23 protein-coding genes are annotated in these 20,107 nt (G+C 40.7%); 17 read left to right on the forward strand and 6 right to left on the reverse strand.

Features of this window, described 5'->3' with window-relative positions:
* Positions 1 to 76: 76 nt before the first annotated feature.
* From M3183_RS08720 to M3183_RS08750, 7 genes are all read left to right on the forward strand, one after another.
* Positions 77 to 1,426: a glucose-6-phosphate isomerase gene (locus tag M3183_RS08720; RefSeq protein ID WP_251468574.1), complete on the forward strand. Its 1,350-nt coding sequence runs from the start codon at positions 77 to 79 to the stop codon at positions 1,424 to 1,426.
* 76 nt (positions 1,427 to 1,502) lie between these two features.
* The gene (locus tag M3183_RS08725) at positions 1,503 to 1,769 is read left to right on the forward strand and encodes a phosphocarrier protein HPr (protein ID WP_251468576.1); all 267 of its coding nucleotides are present in this window, start codon (positions 1,503 to 1,505) and stop codon (positions 1,767 to 1,769) included.
* A 308-nt stretch (positions 1,770 to 2,077) separates the two neighbouring features.
* A complete protein-coding gene (locus M3183_RS08730; RefSeq protein ID WP_251468802.1) occupies positions 2,078 to 3,748 on the forward strand; it encodes a DUF6044 family protein in 1,671 nt (556 codons plus the stop codon).
* 18 nt (positions 3,749 to 3,766) lie between these two features.
* Positions 3,767 to 4,807: a glycosyltransferase gene (locus M3183_RS08735; protein WP_251468579.1), complete on the forward strand. Its 1,041-nt coding sequence runs from the start codon at positions 3,767 to 3,769 to the stop codon at positions 4,805 to 4,807.
* Positions 4,758 to 5,207, forward strand: coding sequence for a GtrA family protein (locus M3183_RS08740; RefSeq protein ID WP_251468581.1), 450 nt, complete (start codon positions 4,758 to 4,760; stop codon positions 5,205 to 5,207). Before M3183_RS08735 ends, M3183_RS08740 begins: the two co-directional genes overlap by 50 nt.
* Before the next feature lie 420 nt (positions 5,208 to 5,627).
* The gene (locus M3183_RS08745) at positions 5,628 to 5,777 is read left to right on the forward strand and encodes a hypothetical protein (RefSeq protein ID WP_251468583.1); all 150 of its coding nucleotides are present in this window, start codon (positions 5,628 to 5,630) and stop codon (positions 5,775 to 5,777) included.
* 19 nt (positions 5,778 to 5,796) lie between these two features.
* Entirely contained in the window at positions 5,797 to 6,423 is a 627-nt protein-coding gene (locus M3183_RS08750) for a LysE family transporter (protein WP_251468585.1), read from the forward strand.
* 28 nt (positions 6,424 to 6,451) lie between these two features.
* Here the strand turns inward: M3183_RS08750 and M3183_RS08755 are convergent, their stop codons facing one another.
* Positions 6,452 to 7,804, reverse strand: a complete 1,353-nt coding sequence (locus tag M3183_RS08755; protein WP_251468587.1) for an amino acid permease — start codon at positions 7,802 to 7,804, stop codon at positions 6,452 to 6,454.
* Entirely contained in the window at positions 7,805 to 7,960 is a 156-nt protein-coding gene (locus M3183_RS08760; RefSeq protein ID WP_251468589.1) for a hypothetical protein, read from the reverse strand.
* 215 nt (positions 7,961 to 8,175) lie between these two features.
* Between M3183_RS08760 and M3183_RS08765 the strand changes: the two genes are divergently transcribed.
* Positions 8,176 to 8,931 carry a TraR/DksA C4-type zinc finger protein gene (locus M3183_RS08765; RefSeq protein WP_251468591.1) on the forward strand — a complete coding sequence of 252 codons (756 nt, stop codon included), beginning with the start codon at positions 8,176 to 8,178 and terminating at the stop codon, positions 8,929 to 8,931.
* Positions 8,932 to 8,977: 46 nt separating this feature from the next.
* Here the strand turns inward: M3183_RS08765 and M3183_RS08770 are convergent, their stop codons facing one another.
* The gene (locus tag M3183_RS08770) at positions 8,978 to 9,190 is read right to left on the reverse strand and encodes a YozQ family protein (RefSeq protein WP_251468593.1); all 213 of its coding nucleotides are present in this window, start codon (positions 9,188 to 9,190) and stop codon (positions 8,978 to 8,980) included.
* 247 nt (positions 9,191 to 9,437) lie between these two features.
* Here M3183_RS08770 and M3183_RS08775 point away from each other — a divergent pair, with 247 nt between their 5' ends.
* Positions 9,438 to 9,575: a hypothetical protein gene (locus M3183_RS08775; protein WP_251468595.1), complete on the forward strand. Its 138-nt coding sequence runs from the start codon at positions 9,438 to 9,440 to the stop codon at positions 9,573 to 9,575.
* 969 nt (positions 9,576 to 10,544) lie between these two features.
* On the opposite strand, the gene M3183_RS08780 is transcribed toward M3183_RS08775, so the two are convergent.
* Positions 10,545 to 10,880, reverse strand: a complete 336-nt coding sequence (locus tag M3183_RS08780; RefSeq protein ID WP_251468596.1) for a hypothetical protein — start codon at positions 10,878 to 10,880, stop codon at positions 10,545 to 10,547.
* 88 nt (positions 10,881 to 10,968) lie between these two features.
* Between M3183_RS08780 and M3183_RS08785 the strand changes: the two genes are divergently transcribed.
* The 5 genes from M3183_RS08785 (at position 10,969) to M3183_RS08805 (ending at position 15,112) form a co-directional block, all read left to right on the forward strand.
* The gene (locus tag M3183_RS08785) at positions 10,969 to 11,868 is read left to right on the forward strand and encodes a cation diffusion facilitator family transporter (protein WP_251468599.1); all 900 of its coding nucleotides are present in this window, start codon (positions 10,969 to 10,971) and stop codon (positions 11,866 to 11,868) included.
* Positions 11,869 to 12,117: 249 nt separating this feature from the next.
* Positions 12,118 to 13,056: a magnesium transporter CorA family protein gene (locus M3183_RS08790; protein ID WP_251468600.1), complete on the forward strand. Its 939-nt coding sequence runs from the start codon at positions 12,118 to 12,120 to the stop codon at positions 13,054 to 13,056.
* Between the two features lie 160 nt (positions 13,057 to 13,216).
* On the forward strand, positions 13,217 to 14,440 hold the full coding sequence (locus M3183_RS08795; protein WP_251468602.1) for a tetratricopeptide repeat protein: 1,224 nt from the start codon (positions 13,217 to 13,219) through the stop codon (positions 14,438 to 14,440).
* 17 nt (positions 14,441 to 14,457) lie between these two features.
* Complete coding sequence (locus M3183_RS08800; protein ID WP_251468604.1) at positions 14,458 to 14,601, forward strand: hypothetical protein; 144 nt, start codon at positions 14,458 to 14,460, stop codon at positions 14,599 to 14,601.
* Positions 14,602 to 14,710: 109 nt separating this feature from the next.
* Positions 14,711 to 15,112, forward strand: a complete 402-nt coding sequence (locus M3183_RS08805; protein WP_251468606.1) for a cytosolic protein — start codon at positions 14,711 to 14,713, stop codon at positions 15,110 to 15,112.
* A 40-nt stretch (positions 15,113 to 15,152) separates the two neighbouring features.
* Here M3183_RS08805 and M3183_RS08810 read toward each other — a convergent pair whose 3' ends face one another.
* Complete coding sequence (locus tag M3183_RS08810; protein WP_251468608.1) at positions 15,153 to 16,670, reverse strand: MDR family MFS transporter; 1,518 nt, start codon at positions 16,668 to 16,670, stop codon at positions 15,153 to 15,155.
* Between the two features lie 145 nt (positions 16,671 to 16,815).
* The gene (locus M3183_RS08815; RefSeq protein ID WP_251468610.1) at positions 16,816 to 17,379 is read right to left on the reverse strand and encodes an FAD-dependent oxidoreductase; all 564 of its coding nucleotides are present in this window, start codon (positions 17,377 to 17,379) and stop codon (positions 16,816 to 16,818) included.
* Between the two features lie 167 nt (positions 17,380 to 17,546).
* On the opposite strand from M3183_RS08815, the gene pxpB reads away from it, so the two are divergent.
* Genes pxpB through M3183_RS08830 form a run of 3 tightly spaced genes read left to right on the forward strand, consistent with a single transcriptional unit; the run spans position 17,547 to position 19,967 of the window.
* On the forward strand, positions 17,547 to 18,278 hold the full coding sequence (gene pxpB / locus M3183_RS08820; protein WP_251468612.1) for a 5-oxoprolinase subunit PxpB: 732 nt from the start codon (positions 17,547 to 17,549) through the stop codon (positions 18,276 to 18,278).
* Positions 18,271 to 19,032, forward strand: a complete 762-nt coding sequence (locus tag M3183_RS08825; RefSeq protein ID WP_285879139.1) for a LamB/YcsF family protein — start codon at positions 18,271 to 18,273, stop codon at positions 19,030 to 19,032. Before pxpB ends, M3183_RS08825 begins: the two co-directional genes overlap by 8 nt.
* The gene (locus tag M3183_RS08830) at positions 19,029 to 19,967 is read left to right on the forward strand and encodes a 5-oxoprolinase subunit C family protein (RefSeq protein WP_251468614.1); all 939 of its coding nucleotides are present in this window, start codon (positions 19,029 to 19,031) and stop codon (positions 19,965 to 19,967) included. The genes M3183_RS08825 and M3183_RS08830 overlap by 4 nt, the downstream gene beginning before the upstream one ends.
* The last annotated feature ends 140 nt before the right edge of the window (positions 19,968 to 20,107 follow it).

A 20,107-nucleotide genomic window follows, 5' to 3' on the forward strand; every position in this document is an offset into this window, starting at 1 on the left:
ACAATATTGGTTTCTTGATAATCTCCAAAGCATAGGTTAAAGTGATTATTGGATAATACAAGAATGGAGGATTTATATGGCACATATTCGTTTTGATTACTCGAAGGCCCTAACCTTCTTCAAAGAACATGAACTGAACTATTTACAGGACGCTGTGAAAGTTGCCCACCATTCCTTACATGAAAAAACAGGTGCAGGCAGTGATTTTTTAGGATGGATTAACCTTCCGACTGATTATGACAAGGAAGAATTCTCCCGAATCCAAAAAGCAGCGGAAAAAATTAAGAGTGATTCCGATGTTCTTCTGGTAATTGGAATCGGCGGTTCCTATCTTGGGGCAAGAGCTGCAGTGGAAATGCTTCATCACAGCTTTTACAATGCGCTGCCAAAAGAAAAAAGAAACACACCGCAGATTATTTTTACGGGTAATAACATAAGTTCTACATATATGCGGGATGTGATGGATCTTCTTGAAGGTAAAGACTTCTCCATTAATGTCATTTCAAAATCCGGCACCACTACTGAACCAGCTATTGCCTTCCGAATTTTCCGCAAGTTGTTGGAGAAAAAATATGGAGCAGAAGAAGCTCGCAAACGAATTTATGCAACAACAGATAAAGCGAAAGGCGCTTTAAAAACATTAGCCACCGAACAAGGCTATGAAAGCTTCGTCATTCCGGATGATGTCGGCGGCCGTTATTCTGTATTAACAGCAGTTGGTTTGCTTCCGATTGCTGCCAGCGGTGCTGATATTGTTAAAATGATGGAAGGTGCAGCTGCGGCGCAAAAGGAATACAGCCAATCAGAACTGCAGGAAAACCAAGCATATCAATATGCTGTAGTTAGAAACGCTCTATACAACAAAGGCAAAACCATTGAAATGCTGATTAACTATGAGCCAGGACTGCAGTATTTTGCGGAATGGTGGAAACAGCTATTTGGTGAGAGTGAAGGAAAAGACCAAAAAGGCATTTATCCTTCTTCAGCAAATTTCTCAACAGATTTACATTCACTTGGTCAATATGTCCAAGAAGGACGCAGAGATTTGTTCGAAACGGTGATCAAGGTAGAAAATCCGCGCCGTGAGTTATCCATTGAAGCCGAAGATAATGATTTAGACGGGCTGAATTATTTGGCAGGCAAAACAATCGATTTTGTCAATAATAAGGCATTTGAAGGGACCATGCTTGCCCATACAGATGGCGGCGTGCCGAATTTAATCGTCACCGTTCCTGAGATGGACGAATATACCTTTGGCTACCTCGTTTATTTCTTTGAAAAAGCTTGTGCCATGAGCGGCTACTTGCTTGGTGTTAATCCATTTGACCAGCCTGGTGTGGAAGCCTACAAAGTGAACATGTTTGCACTGCTGGGTAAACCTGGATACGAAGAGAAAAAGGAAGAATTAGAAAAACGGTTAAAATAAGAACAGCGGAAAAAACCGTTTGATTGCGGGGCATTTCTGGCTGGACAATTATTGATCATAAAGGAGTTATTTAATCATGGCAGAAAAACAATTTACAGTAATCGATGAAACAGGAATTCACGCAAGACCAGCAACTTTATTAGTACAGGCAGCAGGTAAATTTAATTCAGATATTAATCTTGAATATAAAGGTAAATCTGTTAACTTAAAATCCATTATGGGTGTTATGTCATTAGGTATTCCAGTTGGTGCCGAAATTAAAATTACTGCAGAAGGCAATGATGCAGAAGCGGCTCTTAATGCACTTGCAGAAACCATGGCAAAAGAAGGCCTGGCAAAGTAAAAGACAGCGCATATGCGTGACTTGAAATATGGGAAGCCATTTATCATGGCTTTTCAATTTTAATTTGAGGGGTGGATTTGAAAGAAATCCTCCCCTTTTTTAATGTCATCGGCAAATCCCGCTTTTGCTGAAACCTCTGTACAATTTTTCATTTCAAATATTCCTCAACCTTCATCAGGCAGCTCCCTCTCATGTTTTCAAGAAATTGGATTCCCTCCAACCTATGATTCCAGAATAATTTAATCCCATTAAGCAAAGTTTAAAGGGAAAATGGATTAAAAGGGTATTAGAGGTGTGAAAAAGTAATGATGGAAACAAGAAATGAGCGAAGATATATCATTTTTGCTTTGATTGTTGTAGCAATTTACCTTGCGCCGCTATTTATCTTACAAGAAAATGCTCATATTCGGGTCCATGATAATTTGGACTCAAATCTTGCGTGGTATAAAGTACTGGCAAAAAGCGGAGAGCTGTTTGGGGGAGTCAATGGAGTCATTCCTCAAATTATGAATGGATTATTATCAAGGAATGCATTTGGAACAGAATACAGTGTAATTGTCTGGCTGTATGCTGTTTTTCCAACGATGACCGCTTATGGATTAAGCCAGGCCTTGACGCGGATTACAGCCTTTTTTGGGATGTATTTATTATTAAAACAACATCTCCTGCCAGGGGAAAGATGGATGCCGTTAAATATTTTTGCCTCCCTTGCTTTTGCGCTGACCCCATTTTGGCCTTCCGGTATGCTGAGCACATTAGGGATGCCGCTAGCTTTATGGGCATTTCTTAATATTCGTAATGGAGAGGGATCGCTTAAGGATTATCTTACACTTACGTTATTACCGCTTTACTCCAGTATTGTTTTAGGATTTTTCTTTTTCTTGAGTGCAATGGGCGTATTTTGGCTGGTCGATGTTGTAAGGGGAAAGGGATGGAATCTTCGCTTTTTATCATCGATTGTTTATATGTCACTGATTTATATGCTTGTAGAGTATCGGCTGATCTATTCCTTTTTATTTAAGGGCGAACCGAACAGCAGGGATGAATACTTTCATGCCCATTTACCTTTCTGGAGAGCAGTGCGCTTGACTCTTAAAAACTATGTATTGGGACATACCCATGTTATGACTGTACATACTTTATTTATCCTGCCCGCAACCTTGATCGCCATTTATTTCGTTTATTCGAAAAAGCTGTGGAGGCAGGAAAAAATATTTGTCTCTTTATTTGCCTTAAACTTTTTCTTGTCCCTTTGGTATGCCTTTTGGTTTTATGAGGGCTGGCTCCCGTTAACAAAGAAATTCCACTTTATGGACACCTTTAATTTTGCCCGCTACCATTTTTTACGGCCGCTTGTAATCTATGCAAGCTTTGCCCTTGCATTAAAGATTATTTCCCTCCAAGGAATCAGCTGGGCAAAAACGGCAAAATGGCTGGCTGTGATGCAAATTTTATTGCTGGGATTATTTAATGATGAAATCATTTACCATAAAAAGCCAGCCGTAGGGGAATTTTATGCGGAAGAATTATTTCAGGAAATCAGGGACCATATTGCCCTGCCGCAGGACAAATATCGGGTAGCGAGCATTGGCATCCACCCTGCAATTGCACAGTATAACGGTTTTTATACACTGGATTCTTACAATAATTTTTATCCGCTAAGATATAAACATGAGTTCAGAAAAATAATCGAAAATGAATTAGCAAAAAATAAAACCATTCGCAAGTACTTCGATAAATGGGGCGGACGCTGTTATATTTTCACGGCACAGCTTGGAAAACGGTACATGATCAAGAAAGATTCGAAGCGCCGATTAAAAGATTTACAGTTAAACACAGATGTTCTAAAGCAATTGGGCGGAAATTATATCTTTTCGGCATTGCCGATTGAGAATGCAGAAGAAAATCAGTTAGCACTTGATAGAGTATTTGTTTCGAAACAATCTGCATGGAAAATTTACTTATATAAGATTTTGTAGACATCGGGGGTATACAGCATGAGGGAAGCAGTCCTAACTATTGTTGTGCCATGTTATAACGAAGAAGAAGTTTTGCCAGAGACGATTACGAGACTAGACCAGTTATTGGACGAGCTGATAGAAGAAGCACTCATATCTGACAACAGTAAAATCCTATTTGTCGATGACGGGAGTAAGGATCGGACATGGGAAATTATTTATAAAGAAGGATTGAAAAATAGATATGTGAAAGGCCTTAAATTAGCGCGCAATGTCGGGCACCAAAATGCACTGCTTGCAGGGCTTGAAACAGCAAAAGAGCACTCAGACTGTGTCGTTTCGATTGATGCTGATCTACAGGATGATATTCGAGTCATCCGCGAATTTATCATGAAATTCCATCAAGGCTGCGAAATTGTTTACGGCGTTCGTAAAGGCCGGGAAACAGATACCTTTTTTAAAAGAACCACAGCGCAGGGGTTTTATAAAATCATGAAGGGTCTGGGAGTTGATCTTGTCTATAATCATGCAGATTTCCGGCTGATGAGCAAGCGGGCTTTAAAGGAACTGGAACGGTTTAAAGAGGTGAATCTATTTCTCAGAGGGATTGTCCCCCTCCTCGGATTCCGGACGGATATTGTCTATTATGACCGCTTAGAACGGAAGGCCGGTGAAACAAAATACCCGTTGAAAAAAATGCTTGCCTTCGCCTTCGATGGCATTACCTCTTTTTCAGTATCGCCGATTCGTTTTGTTCTGGTCATTGGATTTATCTCATTCTTAATGAGCCTTGCCTTTGGCACCTACTTTTTAACATTGAAGTTTCTTGGGGCCACACAAACAGGATGGACGTCTCTGATCACCTCCATCTGGCTGATTGGTGGCCTGCAGTTAATAGCTATCGGCTTGATTGGAGAATATGTCGGCAAAATCTACAAAGAAACAAAGCAGCGGCCTAAGTTTATTATTGATATTGATACGTTAAATCTGCCAATCCCCAAGCACCAGCTGTTAAAGAATACCGGAGAGGATGAGTTGGTCAGCCTTGATTATCGCAAAGTATCTGAAACCGGCAAATAGAGACTTCATCCGTTTTCTTTTAGTTGGAGTTGTGAATACATTCGTTGGACTCGTGATGATGTTTGTTCTGTTAAATGTACTCGGAGTTTCGTATTGGGGTTCAACCTTTATCGGAAATACGACCGGTGCCTGTGTCAGCTTTTTCTTAAACAGAAGCTTCACTTTTAAGAGTGGTGTTTCCTGTCAAAAGGGATTGCCGCGCTTTTTTGTCATCATCTTGGTTTGCTATTTTAGTTCTTATTTTATCAGCGAAAAAATGATTGGGATGTTTGGTTACGTGCTGGCTTTAGATCAAGGTTTAGCACAAAACAGTTCGGTGCTCCTGGGAAGCGGGTTCTATACGCTGAGCAATTATGTGGGCCAGAAGTATGTGGTTTTTCGGAAAATGACCGCTGCCTAGACTGTTTGTTGGTTTTATCGGATTTAGTTCAAATGAGCTAAATACGATTTTTTTAGATTTTGAAATGGGGGTATAAGAACTGCTCTTATAAGGATGATGAAGGACAGAATGAGGATGGAAGTGGTGAAACCTGTCTTTCATAAGGCGAATGAAGGACAGAATGAGGATGGAAGTGGTGGAACCTGTCTTTCATAAGGAGGATGAAGGACAGAATGAGGATGGAAGTGGTGGAACCAGTCTTTCATAAGGCAGATGAAGGACAGAATGAGGATGGAAGTGGTGGAACCAGTCTTTCATAAGGTAAATGAAGGACAAAATTGGGATGGAAGTGGTGAAACCAGTCTTTCATAAGGCAGATGAAGGACAGAATGAGGATGGAAGTGGTGGAACCAGTCTTTCATAAGGCAGATGAAGGACAGAATGAGGATGGAAGTGGTGGAACCAGTCTTTCATAAGGCGAAAAAGGACAGCTGTATTAAGATTGCCCAATCTGTCTTTAAGGCAAACTCAATTCTTTTTGTCGTACAACCCCCTGCACCTGAATATGATTGTGTAGACAGGCTTTTTTGAACAGTAGGGGGAGAATGAAATGAACGTCTTTTTGAGCTATATTTTGTTAGGACTATCGCTGGCTGCACCGATTGGTCCTGTGAATGCAGCCCAGATTGACCGCGGCATTCGAAGCGGATTTATGCATTCGTGGCTGGTCGGCGTGGGAGCAGTCTTGGCGGATGGCATTTATATGCTGGTTGTTTACATAGGAGTTGTAAGGTTTCTAGAAATAGAATTTATGCAGACATTTCTTTGGTTGTTTGGCTTTTTTGTTCTTATTTATACTGGGATAGAAACGATGATGAATGCAGGAAAAGTTCATTTGGAATATGCGAGGTCTAGTGAGCCTTTAATAAAATCGTTTTTTACCGGCTTTTTTATGTCTATTTCTAACCCATTAACAATCTTGTTTTGGCTTGGAATCTATGGCTCTGTCCTTGCTAAAACCGCTGCCACCTATGAGACAGCTCAATTAGTGCTGTACAGCTGCGCCATTTTTATTGGGCTGATTCTATGGGATATCACGATGGCAAGTGTGTCCAGCAGCTTCCGTAAATATTTAACATCCCATTTATTAGTGACCATCTCCATGCTTTCCGGTGTTTCCATGATTGGCTTCGGCATTTATTTTGGCTTTCAAGCATTTCAAAATTTATTTGGGTAAAAAACAGCCAGCACACTGGCTGTTTTTGTTATGCGGTTGGCCAAGGATACAGCACCCGCTTCCGCTTCTTTTTCCACCTAACATTCATGATCAGGGTAATGCCGCCGATAATGGCAATAAACGCTAGACTGATAAAGAATCCTGGCCTGCTTGTTTCGTGAAAAAGAGTACCACTTACCGCGATTAAAACAAATACGGCTCCAATCAAATGCTTTACCTTATCCATTTTCTTCAGCTTCAGCAGTTTTCTAGGCGATGCCAAGATAAATAACCAGTTATATAGCAGCATTAATCCGGCTGCGGTTGTGATATACTCGTATACTTTATTGGGCATTAACAAAGCCGAAAGGACTGAAGCAGTAATACCAAGCACTGTCAGAATCAAGGTCGGCAGCGGGACTTTTAATTTCCCAGTCTTTCCAAAACTGGCCGGCGCATCCCCTTCCTTCGCTAATGTGACCAAAATGCTGGTTACACCAAAAAGAGAAGCAACCATGGTGGAAAAACCGGCAATGATCAAGGCACCGTTAAAAATATGCGGCACAAATGAAAGGTTGTAGGTATCAAGGGCAATCACAAACGGGCTTTCCTTATCATTGAATCTATGCCAGGAAACCATTGTTACAGCCAGTCCGATGGATAGGGCGTAGATAATCATAAGGGAAAATAGCATGACCCGTCCAGCTTTTGGAGCCTCTTTAGGATCTTTTAATTTTGTTGCCATTAATCCCAAAATTTCAATTCCCCCAAAAGCATAGTAAGCGAAAATAACGGCTGACCATAAACCAATTATTCCGCCTGGCAGAATCTCCTTTTTACTATTGGGGTACTCAATCGGCCGGTCGCCGTCAATGACTCCAAAAATCGCCAGAAAAGCAATGATAATAAACATAAGAATGGCAGAAATTTTAATAACGGCCAAAATATTCTCAAGCTTATTCAATAAACCTACCCCAATGATAATGACAACTAGTCCAAGAAAGGCATAACCTGCAGCAAACAGCCATAGCGGGACTTTCGGAAACCAGAACCTTGAAAAAATGGAGAGTGCCGTCATTTGGCTTCCCATAATCAAAACTTCCGAGACCCAATATACCCAGCCGCTGCTAAAACCAGCCCAGCGGCCGTAAGCCTTTTTTGCGTAAGATCTGAATCCGCCCTCCAAAGGTTCTTGAGCTGTCATTTTCGAAAGGGCATCAAAAACCATGTAAGTTCCTATAGCTGCAATCACATATGCAATCAATAGGGAGGGTCCAGTCATCTTAATCGCTAAGCTTGAGCCTAGAAAAAAACCTGTTCCAATTGTGCAGCCAACCCCAAATAGGGACAGCTGCCACCATTTCAAATTATTCTCCTGTGCTCCTGACTTTGGCTTTGCCATTTATCTTCCAGTCGCTCCTGGTGATTGATCTGTGATGCTTTGGTTATTATAATCCCGGTCATTACGACCGCGCTGCTGTTTTTGATTGGTACCTAAATAATCAGGCTCGTGCTTTTTCTGTTCCTGTCTAAACTTATCAAAATCCGGATTAATCATATCTGATCCCCTCTTTTCATTATAAGTTATTCTTTTTTAAGATACACTTACGTCTATTTCTTATACGACACCGCCGTTTGATTTTTATGGAATTATATTTTTAGTACATAATCAGCCGCAAAACTAATGAAAATATAGAAGAGCTATTTATTCTTGGAAACAAACTGATGAAATAGATTATAAAATGCGCTTTTCTCTGAAAGGAGTAGGTACCAATGTTATCGACTGAAAAGCTTTCTGAATTAAGACTGCAGCTGCTGGAGGAAAAGGAAGAACTAAAAGGCCATCTAGATCAAAATGATCATTTTGATTATGAGCGAGGCTTCTGGCATGAATCAATGGGAGAGCTGTCCAGCTATGACAACCATCCTGCTGATGAGGGGTCATCTCTTTTTGAAAGAGAAAAAGATAATGCCTTGTTGGAGCATTATAAACTGCAGCTCAGCAATATCGACAAGGCCCTTCATGCAATGGAGAATGGGACGTATGGAAAATGTGAAGTATGCGGCAAAGAGATTCCATTGGAACGGCTGGAGGCACTGCCAAATACCACATATTGTAAAGAGCATACCCCAGATAGGGTTACTTCCCATGACCGTCCTGTTGAAGAGGGAGTCTTAATGCCGCCTTGGGGGAAATTCGACATGGACAATCAAGATGAAGATGTCGCTTTTGATGCCGAAGATTCGTGGCAGGCTGTAGCAGAATGGGGAACATCAGAAACACCATCTGATTTAGCCTATCCGAAGGACAATTATAATGATGTTTATATTGAAGCTGAAGAGAACATAGGTTATGTAGAGGATTACGAAAACTTTGTCGGAACCGATATGTATGGAAAAAATATTACAGTCTACCCAAATAGTCAGCATGAAAAATATGAGGATGCATTAGATGATGAAGGCATTATGACTACTTTCGGAGACCTCCCAGCATATGAACATGATCCATATGTCGAGGATGATAAGTAAGTAAAAAAGAAAACAGCTTTCGATTGAAAAGCTGTTTTCTCTGCTTTTATCCTTGGTCATTGCTGTTCAATGGAATATCATTACCATCTATATTATCAACAACAGCGCCAATTTCACCTTCTGCATAGACATCACTAACTTGCTCATGTGTCTCTGCCAACCCGGAAGAAAGAGTATCTTTTTCCTGATAGTAACTTGGATGATAAAAGCTCCCGGCTACCTCTTTTTTGGGATTTGCTTTCTGTTTTTGTTTATCCAATTGAAACACTCCTTTTTAAAATGGATTCAACCGTATTTTCGTCTATTTTGTTTATTATTACTCATATAAAGTGAAACTTCCATCAGCGGAGGTTTTGTTTTCTTCTCCTCCGCTGATGGTTAGTTGAACCAATCGGAGCTTTACCGGCGGTTGATCCCCCACCTGACTTCTTCGTTTACTCATAATCTTGAGGCGCGGGAGTTTTAATGCTAGTTAAGACGGAATAAATTGAAAGGAGATGAGGGCATTGAACAAAGAAAATCATTTTCCATCTCGTGAAGAGCTTGATGAAGCCTTCCACTTTCTTCATGATCAAATTAATAGGATTTCTATTGTAGAAGATATTGAGATGATGAAGCAGGAAAAAGACAGTGAAAAGGAATGAATTTGCCCGAACAGGATCTAAGGCTGCCTTCCCGGTAAAAATATGGAGCTGATTTTGCCTGAATAGCGGTGTTATGGGCTTTGGTGGGGAATCTAGAACATGATTTTACCCAGAGATGGATGAAACGGGACTCATAGGTAAAAATCAAGGCTTGATTCTTCCCAAGAGGTAGACAAGATGGACCTTAGCGGTAAAAATAAAGCCTTGATTTTGCCCGAAAGGTGGATGTTGGGGGCTCCATCGTTAAAAACAGGGCCTGATTCTGCCCCGGAGGTAGGTTAGAGGGATCTCATCGGTAAAAATAAAAGCCTGATTTTACCCAAGAGGAGATGAGAAGGACCTTAGCGGTAAAAATAAAGACTTGATTTTGCCCGAAAGGTGGATGTTGGGGGCTCCATCGTTAAAAAAAGGGCCTGATTCTGCCCCGGAGGTAGGTTAGAGGGATCTCATCGGTAAAAATAAAAGCCTGATTTTACCCAAGAGGAGATGAGAAGGACCTTAGCGGTAAAAATAAAGACTTGATTTTGCCCGAAAGGTGGATGTTGGGGGCTCCATCGTTAATAAAAGGGCCTGATTTTGCCCCGGAGGTAGGTTAGAGGGATCTCATCGGTAAAAATAAAAGCCTGATTTTACCCGAGAGGAGATGAGAAGGACCTTAGCGGTAAAAAAAAGCCTTGATTTTGCCCGAATGGAGGATGCTGAGGGCTTCGGCGGTAAAAAAGAGGGCTTGATTTTGCCCCGGAGGTAGGTTAGAGGGATCTCACCGGTAAAAATAAAAGCCTGATTTTACCCGAGAGGAGATGAGAAGGACCTTAGCGGTAAAAATAAAGACTTGATTTTGCCCGAAAGGTGGATGTTGGGGGCTCCATCGTTAAAAAAAGGGCCTGATTCTGCCCCGGAGGTAGGTTAGAAGGATCTCATCGGTAAAAATAAAAGCCTGATTTTACCAGAGAGGTGAAGAGATGGACCTTAGCGGTAAAAATAAAGATATGATTTTTCCCGAAAGGTGAGTGTTGAGGGCTTGGCAGTAAAAAAGGGGGCCTGATTTTGCCGGATGATGATTAAAAAGGATAGGAGCGGTAAAAATGAAAAACTGTTTCTGCCCGAAAGGTAGAGGAACCGGGCTTCAACCGTAAAAAAAGGGCCTGATTTTGCCCAAGAAGCAGCTGAAACGGGTCTCAACGGTAAAATTAAAGTTTGATTTCCCATAGTCCCAAGGCTGAACAACCGTGTAACATAAAGCCAAAAATCCCCAATCCAATGCCCCAGCACACCAGTGGTAATAATCAGCAAAACCAGCTCCAAATATTACCGCCTCAGTTGTTTTCAGGCATTAATTGCGGTATAGTTGCTAGTGTTCTAAAGGTTTGTTAAAAGGTGGTTACTAATTACAATGGTCATCATGAGAGAAGCCCTTGCGAAGAAAATTGCCTGGATCAGTGTGATAAGCAATTTGATCCTTACATTAGGGAAAATCATAATTGGCTGGTATGGAAAAAGTGATGCTGTATTTGCAGACGGGATTCACTCTGCTGCCGATGTATTTGCTTCTGTCATTGTTTTACTGGTGATTAAAATAGCCAATAAGCCTGCAGATAAGGAGCATCCATATGGACATGGAAAAGCAGAAGTAATTGTTTCGGAGATTGTCGGGATTCTTCTTCTCCTTGTTTCCCTTTATGTTGTTTATGAAGGGGTTTCCGGCTTTTTTGAAAAAGTGGAATCACCGAGTGTCTTGGCAGTGTGGGTTGCCCTTTTTTCTTTTGCTGCCAAACTGGTTTTGTACCGCAGTTCAATGAAGGTAGCACAGGAGAATAGCAGTAAAGCGATAGAGGCCATCGCTTATGACCACAAAGCCGATATTGTCGCATCCATTGCCGCGGCCATTGGAGTGCTTTTATCAATTATGGGCGATCGGCTGGCTATTCATTTTTTGCTTTACGGGGATAAAGTTGCAAGTATTTTTGTCGCCTATTTAATATTTCGAATTGCTAAAGACATGTTAACAGAAGCATTCGATATTTTATTGGAGCGTAATATTAACACGGAAACGATTCTAGAATATATTGCTATTATTAACGAATTTCCAGAAGTAAAGCGGATTGACCGAATTAGAGCTAGAGAGCATGGACATTATGTGTTGGTGGATCTGCGGATTTCCATTGACCACTATAAAACCATTAAAGAAGGGCATGACCTTGCTAAAAAGATAAAAGGAAAAATAATGGATCAATATGACAATGTGCGTGAGGTACTGATTCATTTAAATCCATATTTTCCGGAAAAGAAATAATGGTTTGTAGTTTCAAGAAAAGGGGTTTATGATAAAATAGAATGATGAAGATAACCAGCGGTATTTTCTACTGCTGGTTTTACACACTTTGAACATGTAAGGGAGTTGATATTTTTGAGTTATTCCATGGATCCAGACCCTGGAAGTAGGTGGGGGGAAGTCAATCTTTTCTTTGAACTTATATTCAAGAATATCATCTCTCAAAGGGTTGTTGGCTTCCTCAATTAAGCTATGCGAGGAGGTTTTTACATGTTAGAAATTTATAAAAGCACAGAAACCAGGGAATTGGAAAAGGTTGATGCAGTCTCAAAAGGCTGCTGGGTCAATATGTATGCCCCAACAGCAGAAGAGATTAACAAAGTATCACATGATGCCCAGGTTGACATTGATATTATTAAAGATGCATTGGACGATGAAGAACGCCCGCGTATTGAACGGGATGACGGCAGGGTTTATATTATCGTCGACTTTCCCTATATCGTTCATGATGAAACCGGAATGGCCGTATATGAAACCATTCCAATCGGCATTATTTTAACTCAGGAAAATATTATAACGGTTTCCTTGAAGGATTCCCCGATTATTGATGAATTCCGCAGAAATCGTGTGAAGGAGTTCTTTACCTTTAAAAAGACACGGTTTGCCCTGCAGCTATTATTTATGATTTCATCTTACTATCTTCGTTACCTAAAGCAGATTAATAAGAAAACCAATGAAATTGAAAAAGTGGTCCATCAATCATTAAAAAATAAAGAACTATATGCATTTTTAGCATTGGAAAAAAGTTTGGTCTATTTTACGACTTCGTTAAAATCCAATAAAGTTGTTTTAGATAAAATTTTGCGTTTTAATTACGTAAAAATGTATGAAGAAGATAAAGATTTATTAGAAGACGTCATTATTGAAAAAACACAGGCTATTGAGATGGCTGAAACGTATCATACGATTTTAACAGGCATGATGAATGCTTTTGCTTCTATCATTTCGAATAACTTGAACATCGTTATGAAGTTTTTAACCTCGATAACTATTATTCTTGCATTACCGACAATGGTGGCAAGTTTTTATGGGATGAATGTTGATATCCCATTTCAGCATGTTGCTTATTCTTATGTCATCCCGCTTGTCATAGCAGGAGTTTTTGCTTGTTTAACGGCATTTATTTTTTGGAAAAAGAAATACTTTTGAACAGCTGCCAGTCCATATGGGCTGGTTTCTTTTTTTTTCGACATTTCCTCTGCAAATTTTGTAAAAAATATAATTTTCCCAACTTTTTAAATAAATTAGAAATTATTTCAGCAATAGTGTAAAATAATGAAAAAACATAGACTAGCCAGGTGGTAAAGTTATGGAATTTGGAGCCATGATTAAATTCTATCGCACCCAGAAGGGAATGACCCAAGGAGAGCTTGCGAAGGGGATTTGTTCAGTCCCTCACTTAAGTAAAATAGAGAATAATTCTAAGGAAGCTAACGAAGAAACCATCGCTCTTCTGCTGGAACGCTTAAACATCAGCATGGAGGAAGTGGAAGAGAACGAGGAGCAAATTAAATTTCTTTTAAGGGAATTCAGCAGCCATATTAACTTTTTTTTAACAGAAAAGGTGGAACAAACGTTTCAGAAGTTACAAGAAATCGAACATCTTATACCATTTTCCAAGTATATTTATATGTGGGAACTATATAAATATAGATATCTATTATTTAAAGGATTGCTGGACGAAGCGGTACAGAAAAGGGATCACTTACAAAAACAAAAGAAAAATTTTTCCCAACATGAAGACTATTTATTTCGGTATTATAATGCGGTATTTTTAATATTAAAGGGTCAGTACAGACAGGCTGATGAGATACTTGAAATGTTATATATGGAAAATGAACATGATACGACAAGCGGTGAATTTTATTATCATCTTGCGTTAATCAAAACATCACTTGAGCAATCAGGGTATGCTATTCATTTTGGCAAAATGGCTTTGCAAATTTTCATGAGTGAGTATAATTTTATTCGGATTCTTCATACCCTTATGCTATTGGGGATCAATTACACTCATTCTAATATTTTGGAAGAGGCCGAATCCTGCTTTCAGCATTTGATTCGAAATGCTGAAATTTTACAGGAGGAAAGCTTGCTGCCGCAGATCTTTCACAATATGGGCAATTTGCAGCAAAAAATGGGTAATTCGAAAAAGGCCCTTTATTATTTTGAAAAAAGTTTAGCCATCCAGCCGGCCCAAAATCAAGATTATCTCGTAACCCTCTATGTCATTGGAGAACTCCATTATTCTCTTCACTCTGATGAGAAAGCAAGGGAATGTTTTCAAGAGGTATATACATTAGCCAAGAAGTTTGGCATAAAGAAACTTTGGTTATTAGCGGAATTTTATCTGCTTTATATCACAGCACCGGCGAAGGGTTTGAAGTTTTTGGAAACAAGGGTTATCCCTTATTTAGAAGAATCAAATGAACATGCAGATTATTTATTTCTTTTTTATAAAAAGCTTGCCGATTTTTATAACCAGGAAGGAAAGGCAGCAGAAGCAGTTAAATATTTGAGTAAAATAACTGAATAACTAAGGAGGCACCATCTATGAAAAAGTTAGCAGTATTATTGGTATCAATATCATTGGTTTTTATTTTTACAACGAATAAGGGTGTTGAAGCACCAAAAACAACAGATACAGCAGCAGTAAACAGTGTCCAATCCATTCCAATTCTTCCTCCTGTAGGCTGATTGTAAAATCCCTGATGTCAGGGATTTTTTTCTCGGGAAAAAACCGGAAATGTTTCATGGGAATTTAGGGTATACTTGTACTATGTGTGTTAGTTAAAGGAGGATTTTTATGAAATCATTTGTGGTAAGTTTCCATCAAGAAGACAATGTCGATACAATGCAGATTCAAAAATTGAGTGAAGCGGATTTTGAAAAAGCAACCGAAGGCGGAACACGTCATTTATTTGAACTCGATACGAACATCGGCTTTTTCGTATTTTTTGATGGTGCCGATAAGGATGGCACGATTTCCTATATGATGCTTCAATATGAAGAGGACAATGAGGATCCATCTGCTTGTTATGCGTTTCAATTAAGTGATTTTTACGAGTTTATGGCCTTGTATCTAAATGATCTGGAATTTGCTGAGGAAATGGATGAAGAGGATGAAGAGCAGGAATACGGTCCGATTCATCATCTAGCCCACCTATTATTCCATATTGTAGAAGAGGGCAAAGATTTAGCAGTATAAAAAATAAGCACTGGAACATTTGGTTCCAGTGCATTCTTTATTATCCTTTGACGGTCTCTTTCGTTTCTTCAATGCGCGCTTTCCCCATGAAAAAGATAGTAACTGCGGCAAGCGCAATTGGAATTAAAGCGAGCAGGAAGGTTTGAGTAATCGAAGCTGACATGGCATGAACAATCTTGTCTAGGATAAAACCCGGAATTTTCGCCCGTTCACTTGCCTCGAATATTTCACGTGGATCTCCCATTTTAAAAGTTTGCCCCCCTGCCCCGCTCATTCCCTTAAATGCTTCTTTTAATTGGTCGGTAAATACGTTGTTCTGAATGGTTCCAAAGATGGTAACGCCAAGTGTCATCCCAAATGAGCGCAGAAAGGAATTGGTTGAATTAGCTGTGCCGCGGAATCGCGGTTCTAGATTGTGAATCGAGGCTGTCGGAAGCAGTGAAAATGAAAAACCGACCCCAAAGCCTACAATAATCATATACAAAGTAAGCAGCCATCTGGCCGTTTCAACGGTCATCGTCCCAAGCAGGTACATCCCCGCCACATATGAAATGATGGATAAAATCATCAAATTCCGGTACGAGGTTTTGGTTGAAAAGATACCGCCAATCGCACTGCCGGCAACTGAACCAAGCATCATTGGCGTCAGAATCAACCCGGCATTTTTAGCACTGCCTCCATATACCGCTTGAACATAAATGGGAATAAATACAGTTAAAATGATAAACGTGCCGCCATATAAAAAGGCAAGAATTTGAGAAGCGGCAAACAGCCTGCGTTTAAACAGCCAAAGAGGCAAAATCGGTTCCTCTGCTTTCATTTCTGCTATGAAAAACAAGACAAACAAAATGAAAAAGCCTGCAAACAAGCTGATAATGGGTGCCCCGTCCCAAGCGAATTCCTTACCGCCCAATTCTAGTGCAAACATAAGGCAGACAACCGAAATGACTAATGTAACCGCTCCAAGCCAATCAATCTTTTGTTTGGAATGCTGTAAGGATTCATGATAATAGCGGATAATAAGAATAATAGAAATCAAGCCAAGCGGGATATTGACATAGAAAATCCAGTGCCAGCTGATTGTATCTGTAATATAAGCGCCTAAAAGCGGCCCCAAGACGCTTGATGTACCAAAAACAGCTCCAAGTAGGCCAGTCATTTTTCCACGTTTATCAGGCGGGAAAATATCAAATACAATTGTAAAAGCAATCGGCATCAGAGCACCGCCGCCAATTCCCTGAATCGCCCGGAAAATACTTAGTTGGACAATGGATTGAGCAAGACCGCATAAAGAAGAACCAATCAAAAATACCGCTAATCCAAAAATAAAAAAGCGTTTCCGTCCATACATATCCGACAGCTTTCCAAAAATCGGCATTCCCGCCATCACCGCGACCATATAGGCAGATGTGACCCATACAAATTTGTCCAGGCCTCCCAGGTCAGAAACAATCGTTCCCATCGCTGTAGCCACAATCGTGTTATCCATGGCTGACATGAGAATGGCCAGTAACAGGCCGGTCACTACCAAATTAATATTAGTATTTTTATTAATCATGTAAAATCCCCTTAAAAATAGAAATTTTTTGAAATATATAGCGATTTTAAAGGGAAGCAGCTTAAACTGTCAATAAAAATGTTGAACGGGGGAATTCAGGGTATAGAAAAAGCCCTCAGGAAAAACGAGGACTTTCATCAACTATTTATGATTTTAAAATATCATGGTCAACATAGCGTTCGCCATTTATTTCACTAATAACATTGATTGCCACTTTTGCTCCATCGCCCGCTGTAATAATCGTGTGCATGCTTACACCAGCAATGGTGCCAGCGCCCCATACACCCTCAACATTTGTTTTTCCAGCAGTATCAACGTCAAGAATGGTTTTCACTCTTGGCTCAGTACCAGGTTTTGTGTTAAGACCAGCCTTTTCAGCAAGATCTGCCATCATTCCAGTTGCTACGATCACGTGTTTAGCTTCATATTGCTCGCCGTCTGTTTCTACTTTTACACCATTGTCTGTTTTACTGATATTAGTAACAGTAGCTGCAACAAACTCAGCACCAAAGCTGCGTGCTTGTTCTTTACCAATTGCAACAAGGTCTGGCCCTGTAATATCTTTTACACCATAATGATTTAAAAGCCAAGCTCTTTTGGTAACACTTTTGTCATTATCAACCACAAGTGTCTTTTTGCCAGCCTTAGCTGTAAAAAGAGCTGCACTCGCCCCGGCAGGACCGGCACCGATTACAACAACATCATACATTGTAATACCTCCAAATAAGATTTTCATAACACCATTATTATTATCCAAGAAATGCTAAAAGTAAAATAAACTGCTTGATTTGGAATCTTAGGAATTCGAAGAAAGTTAGACTTGAATTTTTTCAAGCTTCCATATACGGTAAAGTCAAAGGAAACTAGGTGATAGTTATGTTTGAGATCAAGCCGCTTGGTGATGCAGCCATCCGGGTTTCATTCAGCAATGATATTAGTATCGCAACCCATCAGAAAATCAAGCGCTTCATTTCCGTGCTGGAGGTTGAAAAGATAAAGGGAATCTCAGAGTATGTCCCAGCCTATAACACGGTCGCTATTTATTATCTTCCGTACATCATCTCTTATAACGAGCTGGCCGGCAAATTGGAAGAGGTTTATAATACTTTACCCCCGGAAGCCAGATATCAGCCAATCGTTTATGAAATTCCGGTTTATTATGGCGGAGAAACTGGGACTGATCTGGCCTATATTGCAAAATATCATAAATTGAAGGAAGAAGAGGTAATCGACCTTCATTCCAGTCAAGAATACCTTATCTATATGATGGGATTTATCCCCGGATTTCCCTATCTAGGCGGCCTTTCAGAGAAGCTTTCGGTACCAAGACTAGAGCATCCAAGACTAAGTGTAGCAGCTGGGTCTGTTGGAATTGGCGGGAAGCAGACAGGGATCTATCCAGGATCGGTTCCATCGGGGTGGAGAATTCTCGGGATCACCCCTGTGAAACTGTTTGACATCCACAATACACCGCCAAGTCTATTTACAATGGGGAATTATATTAAGTTTTTTCCAGTAGATAAAAAGGAGTTTACTAGAATTAAAAATTTAGTTGAAAAGAAAAAATATAGGGTTAAAACGTACATAAGGAGTTGTGAACATGATTGATTTGAACTGTGACCTTGGAGAAAGTTACGGGGCATTTAAAGTAGGTAATGATCACGAGGTATTAAAGTATATTTCCTCCGCCAATATTGCCTGCGGCTACCATGCGGGTGACCACAATGTCATGTTTGAAACGGTAAGATTAGCGAAAAATCATGGGGTGAGAATTGGTGCGCACCCTGGCTTTCCGGATCTTGCTGGTTTCGGCAGAAGGGAAATGAAATGTACACCTCGAGAAATATATCATTTTATCGTTTATCAAATCGGGGCATTAGCAGCGGTCTGTAAAGCCTGCGATACTGAGCTTTCTCATGTAAAACCGCACGGGGCGTTGTATAATATGGCAGCTAAGGACGTAGAAATTGCTGCAGCCATTGCCCAAGCGGTTGCAGACTTTGATTCATCCTTAGTATTATACGGCCTTGCCGGCAGTGAATTAGTACGTGCGGGCAGGGAAAAAGGGCTTTTAACAGCTGAAGAAGTGTTTGCCGATCGAACTTATCAGCCTGACGGAACTTTGACACCGAGGTCGGACAAAAACTCCATGATTCATGATCCAGCTCTGGCTATTTCACGGGCCATTCGAATGGTGGAGGAGGGCTGTGTCGAGGATGTTAATGGAATGGATATGGTGATAAAAGCCGACACCATTTGTGTTCACGGCGATGAACCGCAGGCACTGGAATTTGTGGGGAGATTAAGGAATGCTTTTGCCAAAGAAAAGATCTCCATTAGAAAAAGCTGGCGTAACGAATGACAGCAATATTAAAGGTGATAAAGCCAGGGCTGCAAACGACCGTTCAAGACCTGGGGAGACATGGTTATCAGCAATATGGAATCAGTCCATCAGGTGCAATGGATTCCTTTTCAATGCAGATTGCGAATATATTAGTTGGAAATGCCGTCGGGGAAGCGGTGCTGGAAGCTTCTTTTATCGGTCCGGAATTAGAGGCATTGACAGATATAGTGATAGCTGTCTGCGGCGGCTTTTCACCTAAAGTGGACGGGCGAAAAGTACCGATGTGGAAGAGTTTCCTTTTGAAAAAAGGACAGAAACTCCAAATAGGTCCAAGCGTTAATGGGGCAAGAGCTTACTTAGCCATTGCCGGAGGAATCGATGTACCGGTGGTGCTGGACAGCAAATCCACTTTTTTAAGCAGCGGGTTTGGCGGATATAAGGGAAGGGCACTGCAAAAAGGAGATCGTTTATCAGGAAGTCCCGTGATCCGAAAGCCGTTTAAATCGCTGCATCCCGGGCTTATTCCACAATTTGAAAAAGAGCTAAACATCAGGGTGATCATAGGTCCCCACGAGGAGATGTTTTCTGAAAAGAGTATCATCCGTTTTTTTTCGGAAACGTATACGGTTACACCAAAATCCAACCGGATGGGCTATCAGCTAAAGGGTCCCAAGCTTGAGCATATCAATGGCCCTGACATTATTTCAGATCCTGTTCCATTAGGCGGCATCCAGGTCCCGGCAAGCGGTCAGCCCATCATCCTTATGGCAGACCGGCAAACCACCGGCGGTTACACAAGAATCGGCACCGTTATATCTGCGGATTTGCCCCTGCTTGCCCAGGCAGTGCCTGGAACTAAAATTATGTTTAGCAAGGTGTCAATAGAGGAGGCACAGCGGTTCTATTTGGAAAGGGGCAGGCTGATAAAGCTTTTGGCGATGACAGTAAAATAGTTATTGGGTCTATGGGGCAAAAAGGGTTTTGTGATAGGAAGGACCAGTCCTATAGAAGCTGTCTATGGGACAGAAGTAGTTCAGGGGAATAAGAAACAGTCGCATAGGAGAGGCCTCTATGGGATAAAATGTGTGGAAAA

This window comes from Neobacillus mesonae (assembly GCF_023715155.1).
GTDB lineage: Bacteria > Bacillota > Bacilli > Bacillales > Cytobacillaceae > Neobacillus > Neobacillus mesonae_A.